Source organism: Halomicrobium sp. HArcht3-1, assembly GCF_058933345.1.
The window spans coordinates 22,062-45,663 of the sequence record NZ_JBZYDM010000009.1; the positions used below are offsets into that span (position 1 = coordinate 22,062).

At 65.8% G+C, this 23,602-nt stretch carries 31 protein-coding genes; 22 read left to right on the plus strand and 9 right to left on the minus strand.

The features are described 5' to 3' along the window. Positions 1-2 precede the first annotated feature (2 nt). The gene (locus AC5FRW_RS14780) at positions 3-263 is read right to left on the minus strand and encodes an HAH_0734 family protein (protein WP_493569230.1); all 261 of its coding nucleotides are present in this window, start codon (positions 261-263) and stop codon (positions 3-5) included. Positions 264-387: 124 nt separating this feature from the next. Here AC5FRW_RS14780 and AC5FRW_RS14785 point away from each other — a divergent pair, with 124 nt between their 5' ends. From AC5FRW_RS14785 to AC5FRW_RS14815, 7 genes are all read left to right on the plus strand, one after another. Further along, positions 388-615: a hypothetical protein gene (locus tag AC5FRW_RS14785; protein WP_493569231.1), complete on the plus strand. Its 228-nt coding sequence runs from the start codon at positions 388-390 to the stop codon at positions 613-615. A gap of 111 nt (positions 616-726) precedes the next feature. Then, positions 727-1,011, plus strand: coding sequence for a 50S ribosomal protein L44e (locus tag AC5FRW_RS14790; protein WP_493569232.1), 285 nt, complete (start codon positions 727-729; stop codon positions 1,009-1,011). 4 nt (positions 1,012-1,015) lie between these two features. After that, a complete protein-coding gene (locus AC5FRW_RS14795) occupies positions 1,016-1,189 on the plus strand; it encodes a 30S ribosomal protein S27e (RefSeq protein ID WP_493569233.1) in 174 nt (57 codons plus the stop codon). Then, positions 1,186-1,986 carry a translation initiation factor IF-2 subunit alpha gene (locus tag AC5FRW_RS14800; protein WP_493569234.1) on the plus strand — a complete coding sequence of 267 codons (801 nt, stop codon included), beginning with the start codon at positions 1,186-1,188 and terminating at the stop codon, positions 1,984-1,986. The genes AC5FRW_RS14795 and AC5FRW_RS14800 overlap by 4 nt, the downstream gene beginning before the upstream one ends. A 4-nt stretch (positions 1,987-1,990) precedes the next feature. Then, complete coding sequence (locus AC5FRW_RS14805; protein ID WP_493569235.1) at positions 1,991-2,173, plus strand: RNA-protein complex protein Nop10; 183 nt, start codon at positions 1,991-1,993, stop codon at positions 2,171-2,173. Positions 2,174-2,177: 4 nt separating this feature from the next. Continuing rightward, on the plus strand, positions 2,178-2,933 hold the full coding sequence (locus AC5FRW_RS14810; RefSeq protein ID WP_493569236.1) for a proteasome assembly chaperone family protein: 756 nt from the start codon (positions 2,178-2,180) through the stop codon (positions 2,931-2,933). A 56-nt stretch (positions 2,934-2,989) separates the two neighbouring features. Continuing rightward, on the plus strand, positions 2,990-3,616 hold the full coding sequence (locus AC5FRW_RS14815; RefSeq protein WP_493569237.1) for a J domain-containing protein: 627 nt from the start codon (positions 2,990-2,992) through the stop codon (positions 3,614-3,616). Between the two features lie 12 nt (positions 3,617-3,628). On the opposite strand, the gene AC5FRW_RS14820 is transcribed toward AC5FRW_RS14815, so the two are convergent. The 3 genes from AC5FRW_RS14820 to AC5FRW_RS14830 all read right to left on the minus strand — a co-directional run bounded on the left by AC5FRW_RS14820 (position 3,629) and on the right by AC5FRW_RS14830 (position 6,497). Then, positions 3,629-4,756, minus strand: a complete 1,128-nt coding sequence (locus AC5FRW_RS14820; protein WP_493569238.1) for a threonine synthase — start codon at positions 4,754-4,756, stop codon at positions 3,629-3,631. Between the two features lie 76 nt (positions 4,757-4,832). Then, a complete protein-coding gene (locus AC5FRW_RS14825; RefSeq protein ID WP_493569239.1) occupies positions 4,833-5,732 on the minus strand; it encodes a hypothetical protein in 900 nt (299 codons plus the stop codon). A 129-nt stretch (positions 5,733-5,861) separates the two neighbouring features. Beyond that, positions 5,862-6,497 (minus strand): ArsR/SmtB family transcription factor, encoded by a 636-nt coding sequence (locus AC5FRW_RS14830; protein ID WP_493569240.1) that lies wholly within the window; start codon positions 6,495-6,497, stop codon positions 5,862-5,864. 62 nt (positions 6,498-6,559) lie between these two features. On the opposite strand from AC5FRW_RS14830, the gene AC5FRW_RS14835 reads away from it, so the two are divergent. After that, a complete protein-coding gene (locus tag AC5FRW_RS14835) occupies positions 6,560-7,882 on the plus strand; it encodes an NAD(P)/FAD-dependent oxidoreductase (protein ID WP_493569241.1) in 1,323 nt (440 codons plus the stop codon). A 30-nt stretch (positions 7,883-7,912) separates the two neighbouring features. Here the strand turns inward: AC5FRW_RS14835 and AC5FRW_RS14840 are convergent, their stop codons facing one another. Together AC5FRW_RS14840 and AC5FRW_RS14845 are read right to left on the minus strand one after the other, a co-directional pair. Continuing rightward, positions 7,913-8,083, minus strand: coding sequence for a hypothetical protein (locus AC5FRW_RS14840; protein ID WP_493569242.1), 171 nt, complete (start codon positions 8,081-8,083; stop codon positions 7,913-7,915). Between the two features lie 47 nt (positions 8,084-8,130). Next, the gene (locus tag AC5FRW_RS14845) at positions 8,131-8,808 is read right to left on the minus strand and encodes a metallophosphoesterase (protein ID WP_493569243.1); all 678 of its coding nucleotides are present in this window, start codon (positions 8,806-8,808) and stop codon (positions 8,131-8,133) included. An 88-nt stretch (positions 8,809-8,896) separates the two neighbouring features. Between AC5FRW_RS14845 and AC5FRW_RS14850 the strand changes: the two genes are divergently transcribed. The 9 genes from AC5FRW_RS14850 (at position 8,897) to AC5FRW_RS14890 (ending at position 15,473) form a co-directional block, all read left to right on the plus strand. Then, positions 8,897-9,043, plus strand: a complete 147-nt coding sequence (locus AC5FRW_RS14850) for a hypothetical protein (protein WP_493569244.1) — start codon at positions 8,897-8,899, stop codon at positions 9,041-9,043. A 67-nt stretch (positions 9,044-9,110) separates the two neighbouring features. Continuing rightward, entirely contained in the window at positions 9,111-10,274 is a 1,164-nt protein-coding gene (locus AC5FRW_RS14855; protein ID WP_493569245.1) for a thiolase family protein, read from the plus strand. 122 nt (positions 10,275-10,396) lie between these two features. Next, a complete protein-coding gene (locus AC5FRW_RS14860) occupies positions 10,397-11,563 on the plus strand; it encodes a pyridoxal phosphate-dependent aminotransferase (protein ID WP_493569246.1) in 1,167 nt (388 codons plus the stop codon). Between the two features lie 51 nt (positions 11,564-11,614). Beyond that, positions 11,615-12,355: a DUF8071 domain-containing protein gene (locus tag AC5FRW_RS14865; protein WP_493569247.1), complete on the plus strand. Its 741-nt coding sequence runs from the start codon at positions 11,615-11,617 to the stop codon at positions 12,353-12,355. A 213-nt stretch (positions 12,356-12,568) separates the two neighbouring features. Next, positions 12,569-13,357, plus strand: coding sequence for a spondin domain-containing protein (locus AC5FRW_RS14870; protein WP_493569248.1), 789 nt, complete (start codon positions 12,569-12,571; stop codon positions 13,355-13,357). A gap of 171 nt (positions 13,358-13,528) precedes the next feature. Next, positions 13,529-13,804 carry an ArsR/SmtB family transcription factor gene (locus tag AC5FRW_RS14875; RefSeq protein WP_493569249.1) on the plus strand — a complete coding sequence of 92 codons (276 nt, stop codon included), beginning with the start codon at positions 13,529-13,531 and terminating at the stop codon, positions 13,802-13,804. Next, positions 13,804-14,100, plus strand: coding sequence for a DUF8036 family membrane protein (locus AC5FRW_RS14880; RefSeq protein WP_493569250.1), 297 nt, complete (start codon positions 13,804-13,806; stop codon positions 14,098-14,100). The genes AC5FRW_RS14875 and AC5FRW_RS14880 overlap by 1 nt, the downstream gene beginning before the upstream one ends. Positions 14,101-14,154: 54 nt before the next feature. Next, on the plus strand, positions 14,155-14,526 hold the full coding sequence (locus AC5FRW_RS14885) for a hypothetical protein (protein WP_493569251.1): 372 nt from the start codon (positions 14,155-14,157) through the stop codon (positions 14,524-14,526). Between the two features lie 92 nt (positions 14,527-14,618). Beyond that, a complete protein-coding gene (locus AC5FRW_RS14890) occupies positions 14,619-15,473 on the plus strand; it encodes a UbiA family prenyltransferase (protein WP_493569252.1) in 855 nt (284 codons plus the stop codon). On the opposite strand, the gene AC5FRW_RS14895 is transcribed toward AC5FRW_RS14890, so the two are convergent. After that, the gene (locus AC5FRW_RS14895) at positions 15,470-16,648 is read right to left on the minus strand and encodes a redox-regulated ATPase YchF (protein ID WP_493569253.1); all 1,179 of its coding nucleotides are present in this window, start codon (positions 16,646-16,648) and stop codon (positions 15,470-15,472) included. The two genes, AC5FRW_RS14890 and AC5FRW_RS14895, sit on opposite strands and share 4 nt — an antisense overlap. 87 nt (positions 16,649-16,735) lie before the next feature. Here AC5FRW_RS14895 and AC5FRW_RS14900 point away from each other — a divergent pair, with 87 nt between their 5' ends. Beyond that, on the plus strand, positions 16,736-18,529 hold the full coding sequence (locus tag AC5FRW_RS14900) for a PAS domain S-box protein (RefSeq protein ID WP_493569254.1): 1,794 nt from the start codon (positions 16,736-16,738) through the stop codon (positions 18,527-18,529). 27 nt (positions 18,530-18,556) lie between these two features. Here the strand turns inward: AC5FRW_RS14900 and AC5FRW_RS14905 are convergent, their stop codons facing one another. Beyond that, complete coding sequence (locus AC5FRW_RS14905; protein WP_493569255.1) at positions 18,557-18,889, minus strand: hypothetical protein; 333 nt, start codon at positions 18,887-18,889, stop codon at positions 18,557-18,559. A gap of 45 nt (positions 18,890-18,934) precedes the next feature. Continuing rightward, positions 18,935-19,972 carry a polymer-forming cytoskeletal protein gene (locus AC5FRW_RS14910; RefSeq protein ID WP_493569256.1) on the minus strand — a complete coding sequence of 346 codons (1,038 nt, stop codon included), beginning with the start codon at positions 19,970-19,972 and terminating at the stop codon, positions 18,935-18,937. Between the two features lie 131 nt (positions 19,973-20,103). Here AC5FRW_RS14910 and AC5FRW_RS14915 point away from each other — a divergent pair, with 131 nt between their 5' ends. The 4 genes from AC5FRW_RS14915 (at position 20,104) to AC5FRW_RS14930 (ending at position 23,602) form a co-directional block, all read left to right on the plus strand. Beyond that, positions 20,104-21,480: a hypothetical protein gene (locus AC5FRW_RS14915; RefSeq protein ID WP_493569257.1), complete on the plus strand. Its 1,377-nt coding sequence runs from the start codon at positions 20,104-20,106 to the stop codon at positions 21,478-21,480. Positions 21,481-21,522: 42 nt separating this feature from the next. Then, positions 21,523-21,720 (plus strand): DUF5800 family protein, encoded by a 198-nt coding sequence (locus tag AC5FRW_RS14920; protein WP_493569258.1) that lies wholly within the window; start codon positions 21,523-21,525, stop codon positions 21,718-21,720. A gap of 210 nt (positions 21,721-21,930) precedes the next feature. Continuing rightward, the gene (locus AC5FRW_RS14925; protein ID WP_493569259.1) at positions 21,931-23,097 is read left to right on the plus strand and encodes a thiolase domain-containing protein; all 1,167 of its coding nucleotides are present in this window, start codon (positions 21,931-21,933) and stop codon (positions 23,095-23,097) included. 118 nt (positions 23,098-23,215) lie between these two features. Then, on the plus strand, positions 23,216-23,602 hold the full coding sequence (locus tag AC5FRW_RS14930) for a Zn-ribbon domain-containing OB-fold protein (protein WP_493569260.1): 387 nt from the start codon (positions 23,216-23,218) through the stop codon (positions 23,600-23,602).

The following is a 23,602-nucleotide window of genomic DNA, read 5'->3' on the forward strand; positions in this document are numbered from 1 at the left end:
GCTTACGCGCTCCCTTTGGCTTCGATGACCTCGACTGCATCGGCGTCGACGTCCTCGGTATCGAGGTGCATCGCCATGAACTCACGTCGCATGTAGGTCTCTCGTTCGTCCGGTTTGCCGATCGTACACCACAGTTGTGGTTCTTCGGGACCGTGCCAGTCGCCCTGTCGGGAGATGCCAAAGCAGACGTATTCCTCGCCGTCGTATTCGATGACGGCACCCTTCCGAATTCCGGGGTCCCCGTGGATGATGAGCTTCTTCATGCGCGGACGTTTGCCGACAGCGTACTTAGTGACTTCGAAGGCTATCGGGAGCAGTGGACGGCATCGACACTCGATTTCGTCGGGCCACAGCTATTTTGACGCTGGCACCGTCAGTAGTCTGCGTATGGACGACGCACTCGAAGTCGTCGAACTGGTGGCGAATTCGGGCTTCGAAGGAGCGATCGTCTGGTTCCTCCGCCTCGTGGGCCTGATCGCGATCCTAGCGGGGCTGGGACTGTGGCTGTTCACCGAGTCTGGGCTGCTCGTGATGCCGGCGCTCCTGCTCGTCGCTGGGGCCGTCCTCATCGCCGTTCCGGGGATGTTGCTCGCGCTGGTCGACCTGTTTGCCTGATACGGCCGGCCGAACCGACGCCGGCCGTGCCAGCGCGTCGCACGGCCGGGCGACATCGAACCGTCGGGGTTTTAAGCACCGCTGTGCAACCTCGCCGTAAGGTCGATATCTATGCAGATGCCACGCCGATTTAACACGTACTGTCCGCACTGTCACGCACACAACGAACACGAGGTCGAGAAGGTCCGCTCGGGTCGTTCCTCGGGCATGACTCACATCGGCGGTCGTCAGGCAGACCGCAACTCCAAAGGGATCGGGAACTCGGGGAAGTTCTCGAAGGTGCCCGGTGGCGACAAGCCCACCAAGAAGACGAACCTCAAGTACCGCTGCAGCGACTGTGGCAAGGCCCACCTCCGCGAGGGATGGCGCGCTGGCCGACTGGAGTTCCAGGACTAAAACAATGGCAGGAAGCTTCCTTTCCGTCGAATGCCCGGATTGTGAGAACGAACAGACGGTCTTCAGCAAGGCCGCCACCGAGGTCGCCTGTGCGGTTTGCGGGCACACGCTCGCCAGCCCCACCGGTGGCAAGGCGGCCATCGAGGGTGAGGTCCTCGAAACCGTCGAACAGCGATGAAGTACAGCGGCTGGCCCGAACCCAGTGAACTCGCCGTCGGCAAGATCGACGAGATCGAGGACTTCGGTGTCTTCGTCGATCTGGAGGAGTACGAGGACAAGCGCGGTCTCTGTCACATCAGTGAGGTCGCCAGCGGCTGGATCAAGAACGTCCGCGACCACGTCAACGAAGGCCAGACGGTCGTCGTCAAGATCCTCGAAGTCGACGAGGACGCCCAGCAGATCAACCTCTCGATCAAGGACGTCAACGACCACCAGCGCAAAGAGAAGATCCAGGAGTGGAAAAACGAGCAGAAGGCCGACAACTGGATGGAACTGGCCTTCGGCGAGGACCTGGACGACGAGCAGTACGCCGCGATCGCGAACGAACTGCTCGCCGACTTCGGATCGCTGTACGACGGCTTCGAGGCCGCCGCTATCCACGGGACGGAGGCGCTCGACGACATCGATCTCTCCGACGACGAGATCGAGGCCATCGTCGAGACCGCCCGAGAGAACGTCTCGGTGCCCTACGTCAACGTCACGGGCTACGTCGATCTGACCTGCCCGGATCGGGACGGCGTCGAGATCGTCAAAGAGGCGTTGCAGGCCGCCGAAGGTAACGGTGAAGTGCCCGAAGAGATCGAACTGGAAGTGACCTACGTCGGGTCGCCCGAGTACCGAATCAAGGTCCGCGCGCCCGACTACAAGCGCGCCGAGTCCGAACTCGAAGCCAGCGCCGACCGCGCGAGTGCGGTCGTCTCGGAACACGGTGGGACGGCGTCGTTCCACCGCGAGCGAAACGTTGACGACGAGTAAGTCGATGCGGGCCGACCTTCACGTCTGTTCGGCGTGGAAATCCGAGCACGAACGGCCCGTCTACACCCTTTCTGAGACGTGCCCGGAGTGTGGAGCAGACGCCGTCAACAGCGCGCCAGCACCGTTCAACCCCGAAGACCCCTACGGTGAGTATCGACGCGCACTTAAGCGCCGCCGCCGGGAGTAGGTCCATGGACGAGTTCGAATTCGAGCGAGTCGCCGAAGTCGAATTGACAGACCCCGTTCTGGTCGAGGGACTGCCCGGTGTCGGCCACGTCGGCAAACTCGCGGCCGAGCACCTGCTCGAAGAACTCGACAGTGAACTGGTCGGTCGCGTCTACTCACAGCACTTCCCGCCGCAGGTGACCGTCGAGGACGGCGTCACACAGCTCGCCTCGGCGGAGTTTCACGCGGTCACCGTCGCGGACGGACAGGACCTGCTCGTCCTCTCGGGCGACCATCAGGCACAGGACAATCAGGGCCACTACGGCCTGACCGACACGTTCCTCGACGTGGCCGAGGACTTTGGCGTCGCGTCGGTGTTCGCGCTGGGCGGCGTCCCGACCGGGGAACTCATCGAGGAGTACGACGTGCTCGGCGCGTCGACCACCGAGTCGCTGGTCACGGACCTCGAAGAGGCGGGCGTCGAGTTCCGCGAGAACGAACCGGCCGGCGGCATCGTCGGCGTCTCCGGTCTCCTGCTCGGTCTGAGTGGCCGCCGCGACATCGACGCGGCCTGTCTCATGGGTGAGACCTCGGGCTATCTCGTCGACCCCAAGAGCGCGCAGGCGGTTCTCGAAGTCCTGCAGGCGCTGCTTGGGTTCGACATCGATTACGAGGCGCTCGAAGACCGGGCCGACGAGATGGAGGAAGTCGTCCGCAAGATACAGGAGATGGAACAGGGCACGCCGACGCCCTCGGACGAGGACCTGCGTTACATCGGGTAGACACTCGACCGTCCGCTGGCGAACGATTCTTAATCAGTGACCCCCAATACCACGGTGTGTTCGCGCAGTTTGGGACGCTGCCGGAGTGGCTCGTCGTTGGACTCGGACTCGGTATAGCCGGTAGCCTCGCGGTCGCCGGCCTGTTTTTCGCCGCAGCCCGTTTCTTTCCGCCGCCGGCCGCGAGCCAGTCGGCCCACACCAGCGAGAACCGCCGGCGTGAGGAACTCCGGTCGTATCTGCGAGCGATCGAGGAGCCGTTCGCCGAGGAGCACTTCGTCGAAGGCCAGCACGTCGCCTTTTACCTCCCGAAGCGGGACGTGGCGATCACGTTCGACGCCCGCGCGTTCTATCGGATCGAGCGCTCGGGAACGATCCCGGTGCTGGTCGAACACGAGATGCCGGGCTGGCAACTCGGCGCACGGCTTCCCTTCGAGACACCGGAGGTCGGATACGGGACCGAGCAGACGACCACTGACCACGAGCGCGCGCGACGGACCCAGTACGATCCGACTATCGCCGCGTTTCGTGAACTCGACCTCTCCACGTCGGCGACGCTGGAGGAGGTCAAGGGGGCCTATCGAAACAGAGTCAAAGAGGTCCACCCCGACCACGGCGGCGACGAAGACGAATTCAAGCGCGTTCGCGAGGCCTATACGCGGGCGAAACAGCACGCGGCAGACTGAGGAACCCGACCGTCAGATTCCCTGACTCATCAGGTGGCTGCGCAGCAGGTCGTCTTCTTTGGCCCCGGCGACGGGGTTGACGACTGCGACGGTCGCGTCGTCGGCGAAGTGATCGGCGAGCGCGCGCACACCGGCGAGTGCGACCCCGCCGGTTCCGCTCACTTCCAGCCCCGACGTACTCGCGGCGTCGACGGCTGCTTGCAGTGCCTCGGTATCCTCGACCGACACGGCGCTGCCGCCGGTCTCGTCGACGGCGGCGACGGCGTGTTCACCGAGTGCCGGGTCGGGCACTTCCAGCGGGCCGACGATGGTGTCTGGCTGATCCTCGGGCACCACGTCGTCGGCGGTCCCGCAGGCGTCCACAATCGGCGCACAGCCGTCGGGTTGGGCGGCGTACAGCGTCGGCGTCTCGTCGATCACTCCCACGGCGTCCAGTTCCTCGATGGCGCTGTGGAGCGCCGTCAGGACGATGCCGTGACCGGCCGGGACGACGACGGCATCCGGCGTCTCCTCGCCGAGGAGGAGTTCGTAGCCAAGCGTTTTGACGCCCTCGCAGCGGTACGGCGACGCGGGACCGACCGGAAACCACGCTTCGTCGTGGCCGTCCTCGTAGGCTGCCTGCGCGTCGGGATAGCGGCCTTCGACGACGTTCATGTCGCCGCCGTGGACGTTGATCATCGCCTTGTTGACGAACGGCGACCGAGTCGGGACGTAGCTGTGCGAGGCCAGTCCGGCGCGGCCGGCGTAGGCCGCCGCCGACTGGCCGCCGCTGCCGGTCGTCGGCAAGGCTACGTCGTCGGCCCCGAACTGTGTTGCCGCCGTGATCGCGACCGCGAGTCCGCGGTCGGTGACGGCACCGGTCGGATTGCGCCCTTCGTCCTTGACGAGCAGCCCCTCGACGCCGAGTTCCTCGGCCAGCGTCGGGCAGTCCGTTGCCGGCGTGTCGCCTTCGTCGATCGAGACCACCCGAGTACGGGCGAACGGGAGCGGCGGCACTGTCGGCTCGTCGCGCTCGTCGTGATCGTACCGGGCGACGAGGACGCCGCCGCACGACGGGCAGCGCTCCTCGATCGCGTCGGCCGTGAACGTCTCGTCACAGTCGGCACAGGCAAAGTGGCGGAAGGCCGCGGTCGTCTCCATACCGGTCCTCGGGACCGCGATCCCTTGTGCTGTGCGGTCGCCGCTCGCCCGTGCCGGCGTCGATGCTGGTGGCGTCCTATCGTGATTCCGTTCCGGTGGGGGTGGCACACGCCATCCGCGTCGACGTGCCCGACACCGTCAGCGTGCCGTCCTGTTCGACGACGAACCGTGTCGAAGAGCTGTTACAGTCAAGCGTCGCTGTCTCCACGGCGTCCGTCCCGAGGAGCGTCGTCTCGATCCGGTAGTGCTCGGTCTGGTCGAGCGTGAGCCGCGCCGTCGCGCCGGTTTCGAGGGTGTAACAGCCGTCGAACACAATTCGATCGCCGCGCCGGACCATGACGCGAGCCGTTCGCTGGCTCGCGGTTGGATTCTCGACGAGTACCTCGTCCCTGCGGTCGTCCTCGGAGGGGGTAGTGGTGTCGACGGCGGTGGTGACTGTCGCGTCGGCCGCGACCTGCTCGGTCTCGACACCGGGGCAGGCCATCAGTGTCGAGATCGATGTCGACGAGAGCGTTCCGTCGGTCTCGACGGCGAACCCCGTCCGCGTGACGTTACAGGTGAACAGATCGGGACCGATCGTGACCGACTCCGTCGCGTCGTGTCCCGGCAGCGCCGCTTGCACGTCGTACGTGGCGAGGTCGGTCAGGGTCACGCCGACGACGGCCTCGGATTCGAGCGCGAACCGCTCGGCGAACACGTCCTCGCCGTCGCGCTGGATCGTGAGCGCGACCGTCCGAGTCGTCGTAGTCGGGTTCCTGACCGTGACTCGATGAGGGCGTCGAAGCCCGGTGTCGGTGAGCGTTTCCGATCCGACGCGGCGCTCGTACTCGTCGTCACTCGCCACGGGCGTCCCGTTCGGTGGCTGGTCGGTCGCCGTTTCGGTGGGAGTCTCTGTCGCGGTGTCTGCTGTCGATCCATCGTCGGACGCCGTCGTTCCGGTCGAGCCTGTAGCAGCCTCTTCCCCTGTGTTGGCCACACAGCCTGCGGTCGTTGCCAAGCCGATACCGATCGTTCCGAGAAACGTTCTCCGTTTCATACGAGGTCTTTCGAGGGGGCATTCTATCGTCCTATCCCAGAGTCAAAGCGCTCTTTGAGTCCGTGACGCTCATGCCGGGACCTGCTTCTCTCGTGCCGGTCGATAGGTCCGAACGTACCACAGTCCGAACAGCACACAGATCGTTAGCAGGCCGAGCAAAAGCACGGTCCCGCCGGGTCCGGTGACGAACTGCGACAGCGTCTCACTCAGTGTCGGCTCCTGTGTCGGTGTCAGAGTTCGGCGCGTCGGTGTCGCCAGCCGCGCCGACCACTGCTGGTGGACGACGACGCTGCCGATACCGACGAGACCGACCGCACCGAGGACGCGCCGCAACGCACGATCGAGTGACGGCGTCGCCCGTCTCGCCCCAGTGTACAGCACGAGCGACGTACTCGTCGGCCCGTAGACGGCCATCTCACGGCCCTGCTCGGAGTACCACGTCTCGACGACTTCGAGGAGGTCGGCCTCACAGAGCCGGTCGAGGTGGTAGCTGACGTTCTGGACCGACGTGTCGATCTCGTCCGCGAGATCGGACGCCGTCCGTGGCTCGTCGTAGGCCGCACCGAGGATACGACGTGCGGTCGTCGAGGAGACGGCAGCGAGTATCTCCTCGGCGTCGTCGTCTTCGAAGTCGACGAGCCGTGGCTCGATATCGCGATCCGCTCGCGACGGCGGTGTCGGTTCGAGTGGCAGCAGTGAGGACATGTATGGTGGTCTCTGGTGAGCCGCTATAGTGTTACGCGACACTCAAAGGAGTCTTTGACTCTGTGTATCGGTCCCGTCCGTCCCGAGGCGTTTTTGTGGGCGGGGTCGAACGACCGGATATGGATGTCGTCGTCGCCGGTGGGGGACTCGCAGGACTGGTCGCGGCCCGCCACCTCGCCGAGTCGGGCGCTGACGTGTCGCTGTTCGAACGACGCGGCGAACTCGGGGGCCGGGTCCGGTCGCGCGAGGTCGACGGATACACGCTCGACCGGGGCTTTCAGGTGCTCTTTCCCGCCTATCCCGCGGCCCGGCGCGAACTCGACCTCGACGCGCTCGACCTCCGGCGGTTCTCGCCCGGTGCGACCATCGCACGCGATAGCACGCGCTCGGTCCTCTCGGACCCGTTGCGAAATCCGAGCGCGGCACTGGAGACGATCACCAACGGGGAAGTGACGTTCCGGGACAAACTCCGGGTGTTCCGCCTCCAGCGGGAACTGAGTGGTCGCTCGGTCGAGGAGATCATGCGTCGCGGTGGCTCCTCGATCGAGGCGTATCTGGCCGACCGGGGCTTCTCCGAGAACTTCGTCGACGCCTTCGCCGCACCCTTCTACGGCGGGATCACGCTCGATCGGTCGCTGTCGACCGACAGCGCCGTCTTCGAGTACACCTTCAAGATGCTGAGCGAGGGCGCGACCGCGGTCCCGGCTGACGGGATGGGTGCGATCTCGGCACAGTTGGCAGAGCGCGCCCGCGAGGCTGGCGTCACCATCGAGACCGGGACCGCCGTCGAGTCGCTGACGCCCGCGGGCGACGAGCAGGCGACGGTCTCCGTCGAAGCGGGGGGAGAGTCGTTGACGGCCGACGCGGCGGTCGTCGCGACCGATCCGAAGGCGGCGAAAGAACTCACCGGCGTCGAGGCGATCACGACCGAGGCACAGAGTTGCGTGACCCTCCACGTCGCCCTCCCCTCGGGCCACCGGCCAACGATGGGCAAGCGGATCGTCCTCAACGCCGACGACGACCGGCCAAACTCGGTCGCGCCGATGTCCGGCGTCGCGCCCGACTACGCGCCAGACGGGCGGACGCTGTACAGCGCCACGTTCCTCGGCCAGCAGGACGCCACCGACGACGAACTGTTCGAGGAAGTCCGCGCGGCGCTGGCCTCGTGGTACCCCGGCGCGAGTTTCGCCGATCTCGAACCCATCGGTGTCGACCGGATCGACTTCGCACAGTTCGCACAGTCGCCGGGATTTCAGGCGGGACTGCCTGCGGTCGACGCACCCGAGGGGGCGGTCGCACTCGCGGGCGATTACACCCGCTGGTCGTCGATTCAGGGCGCGCTCGAAAGCGGACGGGTCGCGGCCGAGACGGTGGCCGAGTTCTAACGTGGGACAACAGGTGTCGGAGCGTCCGGCCTAGGCGAGGCGGCCACCGGCCGGCTGCTCATTTCCCTCGTGGTCGTGCTCCTCGTCGTGGTCGTCTATCGACAGCACCTTCGGCACGTAGTAGATCGTCGCCAGCGTCAGCAGCGCGAGGACGACGATCGTCGTGGCGATGAGTGCCAGTGCAGCGTTGGTCGCAACCATATTCGGTCGTCCATCGGGATCGCTCAAATATCTGCCGTTCCCGAACGCTACAGCATGCGCCGAAATTCTCCCAGTGGCGGAAAGTCGAGCGCTTCGCGACTGTGCTCGTCCCAGACGAGCGGCCGGAACTGGTCGACGCTTCGGATCAGCGGCGACATGAACTCTTTTGTGTGCATCTCGTTGATTCGGACCCCGGCCAGCAGGCGATTGAACGCCGGGAGCACCACTACGTCGGCACCCTCGTAGACGGCCTCGCCCACGAGATAACACGGGCGGCGCTGGCCCTCGATCTCGATGGTCGGGTGGTCGTGGCCGACGATGTAGCGCTCGGCGTCGGTCTCCGGTGCTTCGTGGCCGTGCAAGACCAGCGTGTCGCCGATCTCGTAGGCCGGTGTCGTCGGCCCGTCCCACACGGAATCGAGCATGGTGTCGTGGTTGCCGGGCGTGACGACCGGGCGCGCTCCGTGGTCGCGACAGCGCTGTCGGATCGCCGCGAGCGTGTCCGCGACGGTGTGGGGCACCGTCGAGTAGGAGTGGAGCAGGTCGCCGGCGATCACGACCGCCGCGGGGTCGTGACGGTCGAGCAGGCCCGAGAGCCGGTCGAGCGTGTCCCCGCTGTCGCCGACGGGGAGTTCGAGGTTCGACGATCCCTTGCCGACGTGCAGGTCCGCGAGCACGAGCGTGTCGTCAAGGACGACGGCCCGGTCGTCGAAGGCGAGGTCCATCGTCCGACGGTCGGTCGGCAGCGTGCAAATGTCTGACGGGTCACTGCCAAACCGTAGCCTTTCCGGTGGTCGCGGTGAAAGGACGCGTATGACCGACCTCGAAGACGCAGTCGAGACGTTCCTCTCGGAAGCCGACGCCTGTTACGCCGACTACGACCGTGGCTACGACGACGCCGACGCCGCCCTCCGGCGACTGGAAACGCACATCGAGAACCTCTGCGAAGCGACCGAGTAGGCGACGACGCGCTCGCACCCTGCGCGACCGACGGAACGATAATGTTGCTTCAGCGTCATCTTTTCGTATGGGAGACGTTGTCCTCATCGATGGCGCACGCACTGCACACGGCGAGCTACTGGGAGCACTCTCGGCCCAGACTGCGGTCGACCTCGGACAGACGGCCGTGCAGGGCCTGCTCGACCGCAACGGCACCGGCACCCAGCGAATCGACTGGGTCTGTCTGGGCAACAGCGTGCAGGCCGGGGTGGGACAGGTCCCCGCCCGGCAGGTCGTCGTCGCGACCGACCTCGCCGACGACGTGGCTGCCACGACGCTCAACGAGGCCTCCGGGTCGGGCCTGCGCGCGATCACCACGGCGGTCGACCGTATCGACGCCGGCCGCACCACGATGTGTGTCGCCGGTGGTATGGAGTCGATGTCGAACGCACCCTACCTCGTGCGCGACATGCGCGGCGGGCGACGCTACGGCGATACGGACCTCGTCGATGCAATGGTGTACGACTCGCTGTGGGACGTGGGTTACGACGCCCACATGGGCGAACTCACCGAGCGTCTCGTCGAGGAGTACGACATCGGCCGCGAGGCCCAGGACGAGTACGCGCTTCGCAGTAATCGTCATGCCGCGGCCGCGATCGACGAGGGAGTCTTCGACCCCGAAATCGTTCCCGTCGAGGCCGACGACCACCTCGTCACCGAAGACGAGGGTCCCCACCCCGATACCTCGCTGGATCGCCTCGGCAGCCTCCCGCCGGCCTTCCGGGACGGCGGGACGATCACCGCCGGGAACGCCTCGAAACTGGCCGACGGCGCGGGCGCAGTCCTGCTGGCCGACGCCGAGGTCGCCGCCGACGCCGGCCTTGGTCCGATGGCCCACGTCGTCGACTACGCCGTTGCCTACCGCGACCCCGCGGAGTTCGGTCTGGCCCTGATCGACGCCGTCGACATCCTCCTCTCACGCAACGACCTTTCGCCCGGTGACGTGGACCACTTCGAACTCAACGAGGCCTTCGCCGCCCAGACCGTGCTGGCCCGCGACGAACTCGCCATTCCAGAGGAGGCGCTGAATCCGCTTGGCGGCGCGGTCGCGATGGGTCATCCGATCGGTGCCAGCGGGGGCATCCTCACGACGACCCTGATCCACGCGATGGAACGCGAGGACCACGACCGGGGTGTGGTGGGGATGAGCGTTGGCGGGGGCGGCGGCGTCGCAATGTTGGTGCGACGGTAAGCGCACGCGACAACGCGAGTGAGCGTTGTGACGGGCACAGTCTCTCTCGCTACTGCTCCGGGCGAGACACCTCTTCGCCAGCATCATCAAGAGTTATCGGCCCCCGACACCGTCCACAAGGTATGACACAGTTCTCCAGTCGAGTCGAGCAGGTGTCGATCTCCGGAATCCGGGAGGTCTTCGAGGCCGCGGGCGAGGACGCGATCAATCTCGGTCTCGGCCAGCCGGATTTCCCGACGCCCGACAACGCCCGGCAGGCGGCCATCGACGCGATCCAGTCCGGTGCAGTCGACGCCTACACCTCGAACAAGGGGACCCGTGAGCTACGGGAGGCTATCGCCCACAAGCACGCTCGGGACAACGACCTCGACGTGGACCCCGAGGACATCATCGCCACCTCGGGCGGCAGCGAGGCCCTGCACATCGCGCTGGAAGCCCACGTCGACAGCGCGGGACACCGTTCCGCGAACGACCGGTCGCAGTCCGGGAGTGCGGGCGACGAAGTGATCTTTCCCGATCCGGGTTTCGTCTCCTACGACGCCCTGACCCACCTCGCTGGCGGGACACCCAGACCCGTGGGGCTTCGCGAGGACCTCACGCTCGACCCCGCGACGGTCGAGGATGCGATCACCGACGACACGGCGGCCTTTATCGTCAACAGTCCGGCCAATCCCACGGGCGCGGTCCAGTCGCCCGACGACATGCGCGAATTCGCCCGTATCGCCGCCGAGCACGACGTGCTCTGTATCTCTGATGAGGTGTACGAGCACATCGTCTTCGAGGGCGAGCATCGCACCCCCGCCGAGTTCGACGACAGCGGCAACGTCGTCGTCGTCAACGCCTGCTCGAAGTCCTACTCGATGACTGGCTGGCGACTCGGGTGGGTCACCGGGAGTACCGAGCGCATCGAGCGCATGCTGCGGGTCCACCAGTATGCACAGGCCTGTGCGAGTGCCCCCGCTCAGTTCGCGGCCGAGGCTGCCCTGTCAGGTCCACAGGACGTGGTCGAGGAGATGCGCCAGTCCTTCCAGCAGCGCCGTGACGTGTTGCTCGACGGACTGGAAGATATCGGACTGGACTGTCCGACGCCGGAGGGTGCCTTCTACGCGATGCCGAAGGTTCCCGACGGGTTCGTCGACGAGTGCATCGAACGCGGGGTCGTGATCGTCCCCGGCGAGGCCTTCGGTGAGCACGGCGCAGGCTACGCTCGCATCTCCTATCCAGTGAGTGTCGAGACGCTGAAGGAGGCACTCGCGATCATGGGTGATGCGCTTTCGGCCGTCGAGTAGGGTCGGATCGATCCCAAAACACTATTCGGCTGGATGTCAGTATTTCAAGTGATGGCCCTCCAACCGTCAGCGCTCCGATCCGCGTTCGGAACCGGATTGTCCCTGCTCGTCGGGGTCCTGTTCTGGACGCTGTCGGTGCTCCGAACGACGACGACACGCCTGTGGGAAGTGTTTCAGACGACGACAGTACGCCTGTGGCAGTTTCTCGGCCGCGCGTGGCGACTGTCGAAATCACTCTTCCGACGGTTTCGGACACGGAGCCGAGCGATCCTCGCTGGACCGGTCAAGCGTGGCCTGACCGGCCCAGTCAGCGACGCGATGCTCGGTCGCCGACTCGATGTCTCACTTCTGATCGTCCTGTTGACGCCCCTGTTCGCACTCGCGACGGCGTGGTGGGTCGGCTCGACCGTCGAGTTCGCCACGCTCGAAGCGTGGGTGCGCGGGACGTGGAACGGGACGAACCCCCGACTTGCCGTCTTCCTCGCGGCAGGTGCGCTGTTCGCGCTCGGGACGATCAGTGCCGCGCTCAACTCCGGACTGGTGCCGACGACGCTGCTGGTCGCCGCGCCCGTGTTCGGTGCGGCGGTGACCCGCTACGGCACCGAGGTCACGTATCACTGGGGGACGACCGTCGTCTCGCTGCCCGACGCGCTCGGAGTGGCTGCCGCGGTCGCGCTGGTGATCGGTGTCCCGGTCGCGGTCGGCAGCTTTCTGCTGGGTTCGGCGCTTCGGCGCGTTCTGTCGGTCCTCGTCGGTGGCTCCGGCCCCGCATCTCGGGCCGAGAGGGTCTGAGACAGCCGATCGAAAGTCCGACGGCGCGATTCGTCGGGCCATACCTGTGTGACCGGCTCGGCAACGACCGGAACCACATCGACAGCGACGACACGACGTGGGTATCTGGATCGAATTTGGAAGAGAGTCTATCCAGAGCTGGAATAATTTCTGAAAAATACTCTTTTATTTAATCACCGATGGCCGAACTGTGCCATCCGGCACTGACATCTCATGACTGACGATACGACGCCGACGACTGCTGTACAGAGCGATCGAAGAATCTCGCGCCGAACGTTCGTCGCGGGGGCTGGCGCGGCCCTGTTGGGTGCCAGCGGGACGGCCGTCGCGAGCAGTGACTCGGAGGGTCTCAAATTCAACGTTCGGCTGACAAACGTTTCGACTGCCACCACGCTCGAAACGAGTGCCGACGGTGACGCGGCGACCCAGCCGGTCCCGCTGTCGCCGGTCGTCTGGGCCGTCCACGAAGCCGACGAACCGATCTTCAGCGCCGAGGAACCCGCTCGTGGGAACGGTCTAGAGCAGGTGGCCGAAGACGGCTCCCCCGGTTCACTCGTCGCTTCGCTGACCGAGCGCTCGACGGTACACGACGCTGGCGTACAGGCGGTTCCCGCCGGGAGCGAGGAGCCGGGGCCGCTGTTGCCCAACCGATCCTACGACTTCGAGACCGACCGGATGGACCCGAGCACGCTCTCGCTGTCGCTCGTGACGATGTTCGTTCCCTCGAACGACCTGTTCTACGCACTCGGCGGGGCGACCGGGGTCCCCCTCCAGACGGACGGCCAGCCGATGCAGGGTGATCTCACCGAGTCCATCGATCTGTGGGACGCTGGCACGGAGGTCAATCAGGAACCCGGCGTGGGCGACGATCAGGTACAGCGCCAGCCGAAGCCGGGCGCTGGCGAGGCCGAAGACGGGGTCGTCACCCCAATCTCGTCGATCGATGGCTACGAGTACCCCGACACGAGCGAAGTCTTGCGGCTGCTCGTTCAGCCACGATAGCACGTCTCACTGTTCGGAGAGACGCCGCCGGCTCACGGAACGGTCCGGCGGCCCGACTGCTTGCTGGTGTTCGAAACTCGCCGTCGAGACGCCCGACGGTCGGCCTGCGTTCGTCGGACGCGATGAATAGGCATATAATCGAGCCGTTTGCAGTGTCGTCAAGATGATGCGATGGAAAAGGCCCTCTGGTATCTTCTGACTGCGACCCGAGGCGGGGAAAATCGCGCACGGATCATCGACGCACTTTCCGACAGACCCATGAACGCAAACGAACTCGCCGACGAACTGGACGTGGGCTACAAGACGATTCGACACCACATGGAGTTGCTCGTCGAACACGACGTGGTCGAACCGGGCGACACCGACTACGCGAAACTGTACTTCCTGACCGACCGATTCGAGCGCAATCGAGACACCTTCGAGGACATCGTGGAGCGGATCGACTGATGGCGATGGGACCTCTCATTCAGGCGGCAGCGGCACTCGCGGCGCTGAACGTCGTGCTCCTGCTACCGCTGATCGGTATCTGGGTGCGTAACTACTCGACGTTTCGCACACCGCTGGTCGGCGGACTGGTCGTGTTCGCCGTCGCAATGCTCGCCGAGAACGCCATGGCCGTGTACTTCTTCTTCTCGATGTCGAGTCTCTACGCCGGCGATCCACACGTCCAGCAGGCCGTGCTGGTCCTTCGAAGCCTGCAGTTCGTTGCGGTCGGGGTCCTGAGCTACGCGACGCTGAAGTAGTGTCAGTGAAACGGACGACAGCCACATCACTGCCCGACCCCATATACTGGGTGTATGGAACATCTGGCACCGTCGAACGTGCCGGTCTACGAGACGCGCGACGAACAGCGTGCGGTCTGGGAACGCTGCCGGGATCGCGGCCAGCCGGTCCTTGCAGTCCGGGACGCCGAACGGGGGTACATCGTCCGGTACGATCTCCAGCATCTCGATGCTCGCCTGACCAGTGACGCGGTCCAGTCGCTGCGTGACCGGGTCCGTTCGCGCCGATCGTATCCGACCGGCACCGATCCGATCTCGGAGGCCGAGGGCGTCGGCGGCGAAGCCGGCCACGTCTCGGGCGAACTCCACGCCCACACCGAACGTGGGGCACGACAGCTCGCCTCCCACGTCTCCGGGTTCGTCCTCGACCGCGGTAACTGGCGATGAACCGGCCGACTGCGACGTAACGCCGGCAAGCCGTCGGGTCGTCGGCGCTGACCGACCGCGACTTTTTGTCACTTCAGTACGACGTTGCGCCCATGTCGATCGCCACTGACGGACACGGGCCGGTCGCGACGGTGCGCGCCTTCGCGTCACAGATCCACCCGGTCTTCATGCTCCCCCCGGTCGCAGCGTCGCTCTTTGGCGGCCTGTTCGGGCCGCGGTTCTCGCCCGGTCTGGCCGGCCTGCACGCCGTTGCCGTGTTCAGTGCGGTGTACACCGCCCACGTCAAGGACGGCTACGTCGACTTCTACGGCCGTGGGGAAGACGACACCCACCCGCTGACCGAACGGGGGTGTACAGTCGCACTCGCGCTGTCGAGTACCGTCTTTTTCGCGGCAACGGCCGCTATCGGCGTCCTCGTCGGCCCAGTCGCGGCACTGCTGACGCTGCCGGGGTGGCTGATCGGCTTCCACCACGCGCCACAACTGGACATGCACCCAGTCGGTGCGACCGCCGGCTATCCGACTGGCATCGCCATCTCGCTGCTGGGTGGCTACTACATCCAGTCGCGCACGCTCAGCACGACGGTGCTCGTCCTCGCCGGGGTGTTCCTGCTCGTGCTCTCGGGGATCAAGGTGATCGACGACGCGACCGACTACGACTACGACCGCTCGATACAGAAGCGGACCGTCGCCGTCGCCCTCGGCCCTGCTCGCGCTCGCCGGCTGGCGTACGGCCTGATGACCGTGGGGATGGTCGCCGTCGTCGCCGCTGGCGCTCTCTTGCCCGGCGTCCCACCCAGCAGTGCGCTCGCGGCGCTCGCGTTCGCCGTCGTCGCACTGATCGCACGTGGTGCAGACCCCGAACTTGCGACGATGCTCCTGATCCGTGGCTCGTACGTCTTCCTCGCGGTGCTTGCCGCCGCGGTGTGGCTCCGCCCGTTCGCCTAGTTCGAACTGACGATCTTGATCACGTCGCCCTCACTCAGTTCGTGGTCGTCGCTGATGCGCCGGTTTGCCCGGGCGTCGACCGCGTGAATGTACCCCTCGCCGATGTCGGAGTGGACGGTGTAGGCCAGGTCTTTCGGTGTCGACCCCGTGGGAAGCAAGAACGCGTCGGGCAAGACGTTCCCTTTCGCGTCGGTCCACTTGTTTTCGTTCTGGACGGGATAGGCCGTCAACATGTCCAAGAGACCATACACTGCCTGATCGAGTGCCTGCTGGACGCCGGTGCCCTCGCCCTCGGCCATGACCTCGCGAATCTGTTCGAGACCCTCGCGTTGCTGGTCGCTCACGTCACCGACGATGTCGAAGTCGTCGTCGCCGGGATCGTACTCGATCACGCCGGCTTCGGCCGCGCGTCGCAGGCCGAGTTCGCCGTCTGCCGTCGTCGGGACGACGAGGTCCGCGGCATCGCGGAGACGGTCGAGGTTCTCCGGCGGTGCGATGTCGGCCTTGTTGGCGACCACGACGATGGGCTTGGTGCGTCGTCTGATCTCGCGGGCCAGCGTCTCACGGTGGTCGTCGGCCCAGGCGATCGGATCGTCGGGATAGTCCATGTCTCGCAGCACGGTCGCCACGTCCACGGCCGTCGCGCCGACGCCGGTGAGCATGTCGGTCAGTTCCTCGTCGAGGTCGAAATCCGGCGACCGGGAGGCCCGTTCGATGGACTCCCAGTTGCGGTCGACGATGCTGGCGAGCCACAGGTCCAGTTCCGTCTCGACGAAGTCCACGTCCTCGACAGGGTCGTGGCTGCCGACCTCGACCGGTTCCCCCTCCTCGTTGGTCCCGCCGGAAGCGTCGACGACGTTGAGAATCACGTCGGCGGTGGTCAGTTCGTCGAGGAACTGATTGCCCAGACCACGCCCCTCGTGAGCGCCCGGTACCAGCCCAGCCACGTCGAGCAGTTCGACCGGGACGTAGCGCTTGCCCGCTCGGCAGTGTTCGTCGCCACAGCGCTCCTCGCGGTCCAGACAGGGGCAGTCGGTGCGGACGTAGCTGACGCCGCGATTCGGGTCGATCGTCGTGAAGGGGTAGTTCCCCACATCGACGTCGGACTCCGTCGCGGCCTTGTAGAACGTAGACTTGCCGGCGTTGGGTTTGCCCGCCAGCGCAACAGAGAGCATGCTACCGGCTACCGCAGTCAGCGAAAAGGGGGTTTCGGTTCCATCAGTACTCGACACGGGGTGGTGACGAGCGGTCGTGTTTAGTAAGTGGAAGTCGATACTGCGCTCGTGCAATACCCGATCCGCGTCCTCTCGGTCGGCGACTCGGCCGGCGATGAGGGGGCTGTCGGGGCGGTACTCGAACGGGACGCGGACCGCTTTGCCGTGACGACCGTCGCGACTGAGGCCGCGGCCCGAGAGCACCTCACAGGGGACCACTCCGTCGACTGCCTCGTCGTCGACGAGTCGCCAGTGTCCGACGGCGTGGCGTTGCTGGGCAGGCTGATAGCCGAGTGGCCGGCAGTGCCGTCCCTGTACGTCGTCCGTGAGGGTGAGGTAGACGCCGTCGCCGAGGCCCTCGATGCGGGAGCGCGCGAGTATCTCCGGTGGTCACCCAGCGTCGATCAGACTGCGATACTCGCACGACGGATCGAGAGCGTCGTCGACGAGCAACGCCGGTCGTCGCCCCGATTGCCGTCGGTCGAGACGCGCCTCGATGCACTGTTCGAGCAGTCGCCGGACATGATCAATCTCCACGACGACGAGGGACGGATCGTCGCCTGCAACCCACGCCTGCGCGAGCAAACAGGGTACAGCGAGGACGAACTGACCGATATGTACGTCTGGGACATCGACCCATCGGCCGACCGCGAGCGCGCCCGGCGACTCTGGGCGAGTATGACTCCCGGTGACCAGCACCGGATGGACGGCGTCTTCGAGCGTGCCGACGGTTCGACGTTCCCCGTCGAGATCCACATCCGCTGTCTCGAGGTCGGCGAGACCCGGCAGTTCGTCGCCATCAGCAGGGACGTCTCCGAACTGAAAGACCGGAAAGCGGAACTCGAACGGAAGAACGATCTCTTCGAGCGAGCACAGGAGATCGGCAACGTCGGTACCTGGGAGTACGACGTTATCGACGAGTCCTGGTGGTGGAGCGACGAAGTCTACGAGATCTGTGGTCTCGATCCCTCGAACACCCCGACGGTCGAGACAGTCATCGAACTCGTCCACCCTGACGACTCCGAAGCGGTGTTCGACGCCGCCGCACGGTCGATCCGGTCGGGGACTCGCCTCAACACGACGTTCCGCCTGCAAGCCGCCGACGGTGACGAACACTGGGTGCAGGTCCGGGCCGAGTCACAGACGGTCGACGACTGGACCGTCGGCGTCCGGGGAACGGTGCAGGACATCACCGAACGGACCGAGCGCGAGCGCGAACTCAGAGAGAAGAACGAGCGTCTCGACGAGTTCGCCTCGATCATCACGCACGACCTCCGCAATCCCCTGCAGGTGCTGCGTGGTGCGCTCGACGGTGCGGAGGTGACCGACGACCCGGTCCACTACGAACGCGGCCGGCGTGCGATCGACCGAATGGAGTCGATGATCAGCGACGTGCTCGCGCTGGCACGACAGGGCGAGCGCGTCAACGAACGCAGCACGCTCCGTCTGGACGAGATCGTCGAACAGTGCTGGGAGAGCGTGCTGACCGAGCGCGCGACGCTCGAAGTCGAGACCGAGCAAACGATCTACGCCAGCGAGACGCGCCTGAAGCAACTGCTGGAGAATCTGCTTCGCAACGCGATCGAACACGGACCGTCGGACGGCACCGTCCGCGTCGGCCCGCTCCCCGACGGGTTCTACATCGCCGACGACGGACCCGGTATCCCGCCTGAAGACCGGGAGCGAGTCTTCGAGAGTGGGTACTCGACTGCGATCGACGGCACCGGGTTCGGACTGGCCATCGTCGATGCGATCGCCGAGGCACACGACTGGACAGTCTCTCTCGAAGCGAGTGAGACGGGCGGCGCGCGCTTCGAGTTCACCGATGTCGACATCGTCTAACCGCGGTCCTCACGGCGAATCCAGCGATCAGTACGGTGGCCCGCCGAACGGAACGACGGCCGCTTGCCCCCCGTCCTCGCCCACGTCACCGGTCGTGTCCGAACTGCCGTCGCCGTCGTCGCCACCGTCGGCAGCATCGCCAGCGCCTGCCACGGGCGGGCCGGGGTGGGACGAATCACTCACGCCCAGCGCTTTCAGGAGTCCGCCGAACGCGATCAGCGTGGGGACAACGAGGGCGATCCACGGTCCGGTGAGGTAGCCGGCGGTAATCGATTCGGTCACCGAGACGGCACAGATCACGACGGCGAGAAAGATCGCAAACAGTTCGTAGACGATCGCTTTCTGGAGGGCGCGTGACATAGCGGGCGTTCGAAACGTTCGAACAAGAATGTCGTGGGTGACCGGTCAATCGCTGGCTTCGACGGTGTCGTCCGTCCCTGCCGCCGACTCGTCGTCGGTGTCGTCCTGCTCGGCTGGGGCTTCCTCGTCGGTCTCGTCCGGTTCCGCGCTGTCGTTGCCGTCAGTCTCGTCTGGCGGGCCGTCGTCTGCCAACTCCTCTGCGGCGGCAGCCATCGCCTCGGCGGTCTCGTCGGGTCGGTCGATCACCGCGTCGGTGTGCATCCGCATCTCGCCGGTGGCACGAATCGTCCCGTCGACGGTCGCGTTCTCGTGGAGTGCCACGTCGTGGGCGACCACGTCGCCCCACACCGTGACGCCGGGACCGATCTCGACGCTCCCCGATCGGGTCGTCACGTCGCCTTTGATCTCGGTCCCGCGCCCGACCACCACGTCCTCGCGCGCTCGCAGGCTGCCAAAGACGATGCCGTTGCGGCCCACTTCGAGTGACTGGGCGCGGATGTTGCCGTGGAGGCGACAGTCGTCGCCGATGGTCGCCGGGGTCGAGACCTGCCACCGGTCGTCGCTGACGCTCGCACCGCGTGGGATCAGGAGTGGCTCGTGGTCCGGGCCGTCGTCTTCGGTCAACGACGCGAGTACGTCTTCGGCGGCTTCCTCCTCGCCGATACGGAGCAACTGTGAGAGGTAGACAAAGAGGAAGACGATCGTCGGCATCGGATTGCGGATGACGATCCAGCCGTTTGCCTCGAAGCCGTCTTCGATGTCTACGTCGTCGCCGATGTCGAGATCACCAGCGACCTTCAGTTCCCCGTCGATCTGAACGCGCTCGCCCAGATAGGCGTTCTCGCCGACGAGGACGTTGTCGCTCACGTCACACCACATGTCGAGGCGACAGTCGCCCTCGGCCTCGATATGGCCGCCGAAGTCGACGCGTTCGCCCGCCATGACCGAGTGGCCCCGGACCCCGAAATCGACCGTGCTCTGGCCGCCGACGATGACGTTCCCGTCGGTGACCAGATCGTGCTCCTCGACGGTTGTGCCGTCGGGAATAGACAGCCGGTCGAGTGGGTCGGAACCGAGTCGCACAGCCACAGTACTGTTTTCCGCCGTCTTAAACCCTCATGCTGGAGACGACGGGCGTCTGACACCCGTCTGACGCGCCCGTGCCGTTCGGTCCGGCGCACCGTTGAAGCACCCACAGTCCTAACCCCCACTCGATGACGACCGACCAGCCGCCGGACCGGGCGCTGGTTCGTGACCGCGTCCGTCGCCTCGATAGCGAAGGATTCGCCGACTTCGTCGCAGCGGTCTGGTCGGCGCGTGGCTGGACTGTCGAGCGCGAGAACGCTCTCGTCGTCGCGCGCGACGGCGAGCGAACGCAGCGCATTCTTCCGGTCGCCGTCGACTGGCTGAGCCGTCCAGTGCCCGTCGCGGATCGCCGCGTCGATGTCGACACGGTGGTGACTGCCGACGACGCGATCGCACCGCCCGACGATCTGGCCGGCGAGCCGACGGTCGTCGATGCCACCGCGCTCGTCGATACGTTCCTCTATGGGATCGATTCGAGCGCGACCGATCGAATCGCGGTCTCGTGCTTTGGCACGTCCGTGGCGGGGATCGAGGCCCCGTTGTGGCGTCGGCTCGGTCGCCGGATCACCCGCGTTCGAGTCTCACGTCGGGCCGCACTCGTCTCGTTGGTCCTCCTCGCCCTCGTCGTCGGCGGCGTCGCCCTGCAGGCAGGACTGAGTGCGCTCGGTGCCGATCGGTCACCAAATGGCGTATCGACACCGACGCCGTCTGCGACGACTGCCACCCCGATGCCGGGCGAGTCGACACCGAAATCGTTCGACAGTCCACCTGATAGTATCGAAGTTCCCGGTGTCGGCACCGACGGGTCGGTGACTGCCGATCGATTGATCGAAGCTCACAGTCAGCGACTGACCGGCCGCTCCTATCAGATCAGGCGTTCGTATCGTGGGCCACCGGCAGATGGTGAGACCGATCAGACGTTCCTGCGCAGCAGGACGCTCGCGACGACCCCGTTGCGATCACTGATCGAAGTTCGAACCACGTGGACCAACGGGAGCCAGCGCGGGACCAAGGATCTCTACTACGACGGTGAGTTCTGGTATCGCGCGCAGTATCGTGCGGGGTCGATCAGTCACGGCAATTCCTCGGGCGCGCCGGATCTGCTGGTGGTCAACACCGATGGCACCCAGACACTGGAGCGTTATCTGCAGACGAGCGGTCGGCTGGTCGTGACCGAGCGTCGACCGACGGTCAACGGCGTTCGCTACCTGATCGAGGGCCGCGGTGCCCCGCGGACGACGGCGTTCGCCGGGGCAGCCAACTACACCGTTACGGCGCTGGTCGCTCCCGACGGCGTCGTCCAGCAACTGAGCGCGACCTACACGCTCGCGGTCGACGATCGACGCGTGCCGGTGTCGGTCGACTGGCGACTCGAACGCGACGAGGAGCTAGTGATCGAACCGCCGATCTGGTACCGTCAGGAGTTTGCGACGACGAGAACGGCATCGCAGACGGCAACGGCATCGATGGAACGCGACGACGGCACCGACGACGACGGTCCGTAGTAGTGTGATACGTTTTTATCCGTCCTCGGCCTACCGCCGTGTATGACTGTTCTTTCGTTCGACGAGCAGGGTGTGGATGTCGTCTACGACGGTACCGAGTTCAGGCTAGAGAAGGCGCTGATCGAGGACGCCATTGGCAAATCGTATCCCGAGGTGACCGACCACGAAGTCCTCCAGATCGTCGAACCGGAGCCGAGCCTCTCCGGCGAGCCACGACAGGTCGCCGAAATCGTCGACTGAGACGGACCGACCGAGCGGACTGTCGAGAGCAGGTCACCGGCCGACTGGACGCCGGCTGTCAGTTACACACGAAGGTATTAAATGACTTCGTGGGAATGTATCCGATATCTTTCTTGTAGACCGCCGTATTGCGGTTCTCGCGTGCCGAAATCGTGCCAATCGGTCACAGGGGCGGCAGGCATTTAAGTACTGAGAACGACCGTTCCAGTAATGTCCGATCCACGCGTTGCCGGGGCCGGCGTGACCCAGTTCGGGAGCCACCCCGAACGGACCGGTCGCGACCTGTTTGCGGAGGCGGGACTGGAAGCCCTAGACCAGTCCGGGGTCCCCGCGGCGGATGTCGAAGCACTGTACTACGGGAACTTCATGGGCGAACTCGCCGAACATCAGGGCCATCAGGGACCGCTGATGGCCGAGATGGTCGGCCTCGATGCACCCGCGACACGCTTCGAGGCGGCCTGTGCCTCCGCTGGTGCGGCGATCAGGGAAGCTGTCCGTGCGATCCGTTCCGGTGAGGCCGACGTGATCATGGTCGGCGGTGCAGAGCGCATGACGAACATCGGCACCGCTGGTGCGACCGACGCCCTCTCCATCGCGGCCGACGACCTCTACGAGATCCGTGCCGGGATGACCTTCCCCGGTGCGTACGCGCTGATGGCCCGGGCCTACTTCGACGAATACGGCGGCACTCGCGAGGATCTGGCCGAGATCGCCGTCAAGAACCACGAGCACGCGCTGGTCAACGACCACGCCCAACTCCGCAAGGAGATCAGCGTCGCGGACGCACTGGAGGCCCCCATGGTCGCCGATCCGCTGGGGCTGTACGACGCCTGCCCGATCACGGACGGGGCGGCGGCAGCGATCCTTACCAGCGAGTCCTACGCCGAGGAGCACGGTCTCGACGCACCCGTTCGCATCTCGGGGACGGGACAGGGTGGCGACAACCTCGCGCTACAGGACCGCGCTCACTACGCCCAGACGCCAGCGGCGGACAAGGCCGCCGACGAAGCCTACACCGACGCTGGCATCGAGGCCGACGCCGTCGATGTGGCGGAAGTCCACGACTGCTTTACTATCGCGGAAGTGCTCGCGCTCGAATCGCTCTCGCTGTTCGAGCGCGGCGAGGCGATCACGGCCGCCCGCGATGGCACGACGACCCGCCACGGCGACCTCCCGGTGAACCTCTCCGGGGGCCTGAAAGCGAAGGGCCATCCGGTCGGCGCGACCGGTGTCGCACAGCTGGCGACGATCGCGTGGGTCCTCGATGGCTCGCACCCGCGGGCCGACGCCGTGCCGGACGCGACAGTGGGCGTCGCACACAACGCCGGTGGGACCGTCGCGAGCACGACCGTCCACGTCTTGGAGGTGGGAGAATGAACGAACTGCGTGACGTGAATTCACCCGCCTCGGGAGAGCTTTGCTCTCCCGGTGGTCCCGAGAGCGAACACAGTGAGCGATCGGGAGACCGACAGCGCCCCGCGCTGGAGGTGGACCGATGACCGACCGCGCACGCGACGGTGCGTTCGACGACTGGCTCGACGCCATCACCGAGGATGAGCCGTACTATCTCGAATGTTCGAACGGCCACGGCTGGCTCCCGCCCCGACGCGTCTGCCCCGACTGTGGCTCGCGGGACCTCGCTCGCGAACCGCTTCCAGAATCCGGTGTGATCGCGACCTACACGACCGTACAAGTCGCCACGCCGCAGTTCGAGGACGACGCCCCCTACGTCACTGCCATCGCCGACTTCGGGCCAGTCTCCGTGACGGGGCTGGTCCGCGGTGTCGACCCCGACGCGGTCGAAGTCGATACTGTCGTCGGTATCGAGATCGGTGAGCGCGCGACGACCGGCGAACGTGCGGTCGTGTTCCAGCCGCGCTGA

Coding starts and splice junctions, on each gene's coding strand:
- AC5FRW_RS14800 (WP_493569234.1), top strand. CDS start 1,186: ATGAAGTACAGCGGCTGGCCCGAACCCAGTGAACTCGCCGTCGGCAAG.
- AC5FRW_RS14860 (WP_493569246.1), top strand. CDS start 10,397: ATGACACAGTTCTCCAGTCGAGTCGAGCAGGTGTCGATCTCCGGAATC.
- AC5FRW_RS14885 (WP_493569251.1), top strand. CDS start 14,155: ATGGAACATCTGGCACCGTCGAACGTGCCGGTCTACGAGACGCGCGAC.
- AC5FRW_RS14855 (WP_493569245.1), top strand. CDS start 9,111: ATGGGAGACGTTGTCCTCATCGATGGCGCACGCACTGCACACGGCGAG.
- AC5FRW_RS14790 (WP_493569232.1), top strand. CDS start 727: ATGCAGATGCCACGCCGATTTAACACGTACTGTCCGCACTGTCACGCA.
- AC5FRW_RS14845 (WP_493569243.1), bottom strand. CDS start 8,808: ATGGACCTCGCCTTCGACGACCGGGCCGTCGTCCTTGACGACACGCTC.
- AC5FRW_RS14870 (WP_493569248.1), top strand. CDS start 12,569: ATGACTGACGATACGACGCCGACGACTGCTGTACAGAGCGATCGAAGA.
- AC5FRW_RS14810 (WP_493569236.1), top strand. CDS start 2,178: ATGGACGAGTTCGAATTCGAGCGAGTCGCCGAAGTCGAATTGACAGAC.
- AC5FRW_RS14850 (WP_493569244.1), top strand. CDS start 8,897: ATGACCGACCTCGAAGACGCAGTCGAGACGTTCCTCTCGGAAGCCGAC.
- AC5FRW_RS14830 (WP_493569240.1), bottom strand. CDS start 6,497: ATGTCCTCACTGCTGCCACTCGAACCGACACCGCCGTCGCGAGCGGAT.
- AC5FRW_RS14780 (WP_493569230.1), bottom strand. CDS start 263: ATGAAGAAGCTCATCATCCACGGGGACCCCGGAATTCGGAAGGGTGCC.
- AC5FRW_RS14930 (WP_493569260.1), top strand. CDS start 23,216: ATGACCGACCGCGCACGCGACGGTGCGTTCGACGACTGGCTCGACGCC.
- AC5FRW_RS14805 (WP_493569235.1), top strand. CDS start 1,991: ATGCGGGCCGACCTTCACGTCTGTTCGGCGTGGAAATCCGAGCACGAA.
- AC5FRW_RS14915 (WP_493569257.1), top strand. CDS start 20,104: ATGACGACCGACCAGCCGCCGGACCGGGCGCTGGTTCGTGACCGCGTC.
- AC5FRW_RS14895 (WP_493569253.1), bottom strand. CDS start 16,648: ATGCTCTCTGTTGCGCTGGCGGGCAAACCCAACGCCGGCAAGTCTACG.
- AC5FRW_RS14785 (WP_493569231.1), top strand. CDS start 388: ATGGACGACGCACTCGAAGTCGTCGAACTGGTGGCGAATTCGGGCTTC.
- AC5FRW_RS14795 (WP_493569233.1), top strand. CDS start 1,016: ATGGCAGGAAGCTTCCTTTCCGTCGAATGCCCGGATTGTGAGAACGAA.
- AC5FRW_RS14890 (WP_493569252.1), top strand. CDS start 14,619: ATGTCGATCGCCACTGACGGACACGGGCCGGTCGCGACGGTGCGCGCC.
- AC5FRW_RS14840 (WP_493569242.1), bottom strand. CDS start 8,083: ATGGTTGCGACCAACGCTGCACTGGCACTCATCGCCACGACGATCGTC.
- AC5FRW_RS14820 (WP_493569238.1), bottom strand. CDS start 4,756: ATGGAGACGACCGCGGCCTTCCGCCACTTTGCCTGTGCCGACTGTGAC.
- AC5FRW_RS14925 (WP_493569259.1), top strand. CDS start 21,931: ATGTCCGATCCACGCGTTGCCGGGGCCGGCGTGACCCAGTTCGGGAGC.
- AC5FRW_RS14905 (WP_493569255.1), bottom strand. CDS start 18,889: ATGTCACGCGCCCTCCAGAAAGCGATCGTCTACGAACTGTTTGCGATC.
- AC5FRW_RS14875 (WP_493569249.1), top strand. CDS start 13,529: ATGGAAAAGGCCCTCTGGTATCTTCTGACTGCGACCCGAGGCGGGGAA.
- AC5FRW_RS14920 (WP_493569258.1), top strand. CDS start 21,523: ATGACTGTTCTTTCGTTCGACGAGCAGGGTGTGGATGTCGTCTACGAC.
- AC5FRW_RS14865 (WP_493569247.1), top strand. CDS start 11,615: ATGGCCCTCCAACCGTCAGCGCTCCGATCCGCGTTCGGAACCGGATTG.
- AC5FRW_RS14880 (WP_493569250.1), top strand. CDS start 13,804: ATGGCGATGGGACCTCTCATTCAGGCGGCAGCGGCACTCGCGGCGCTG.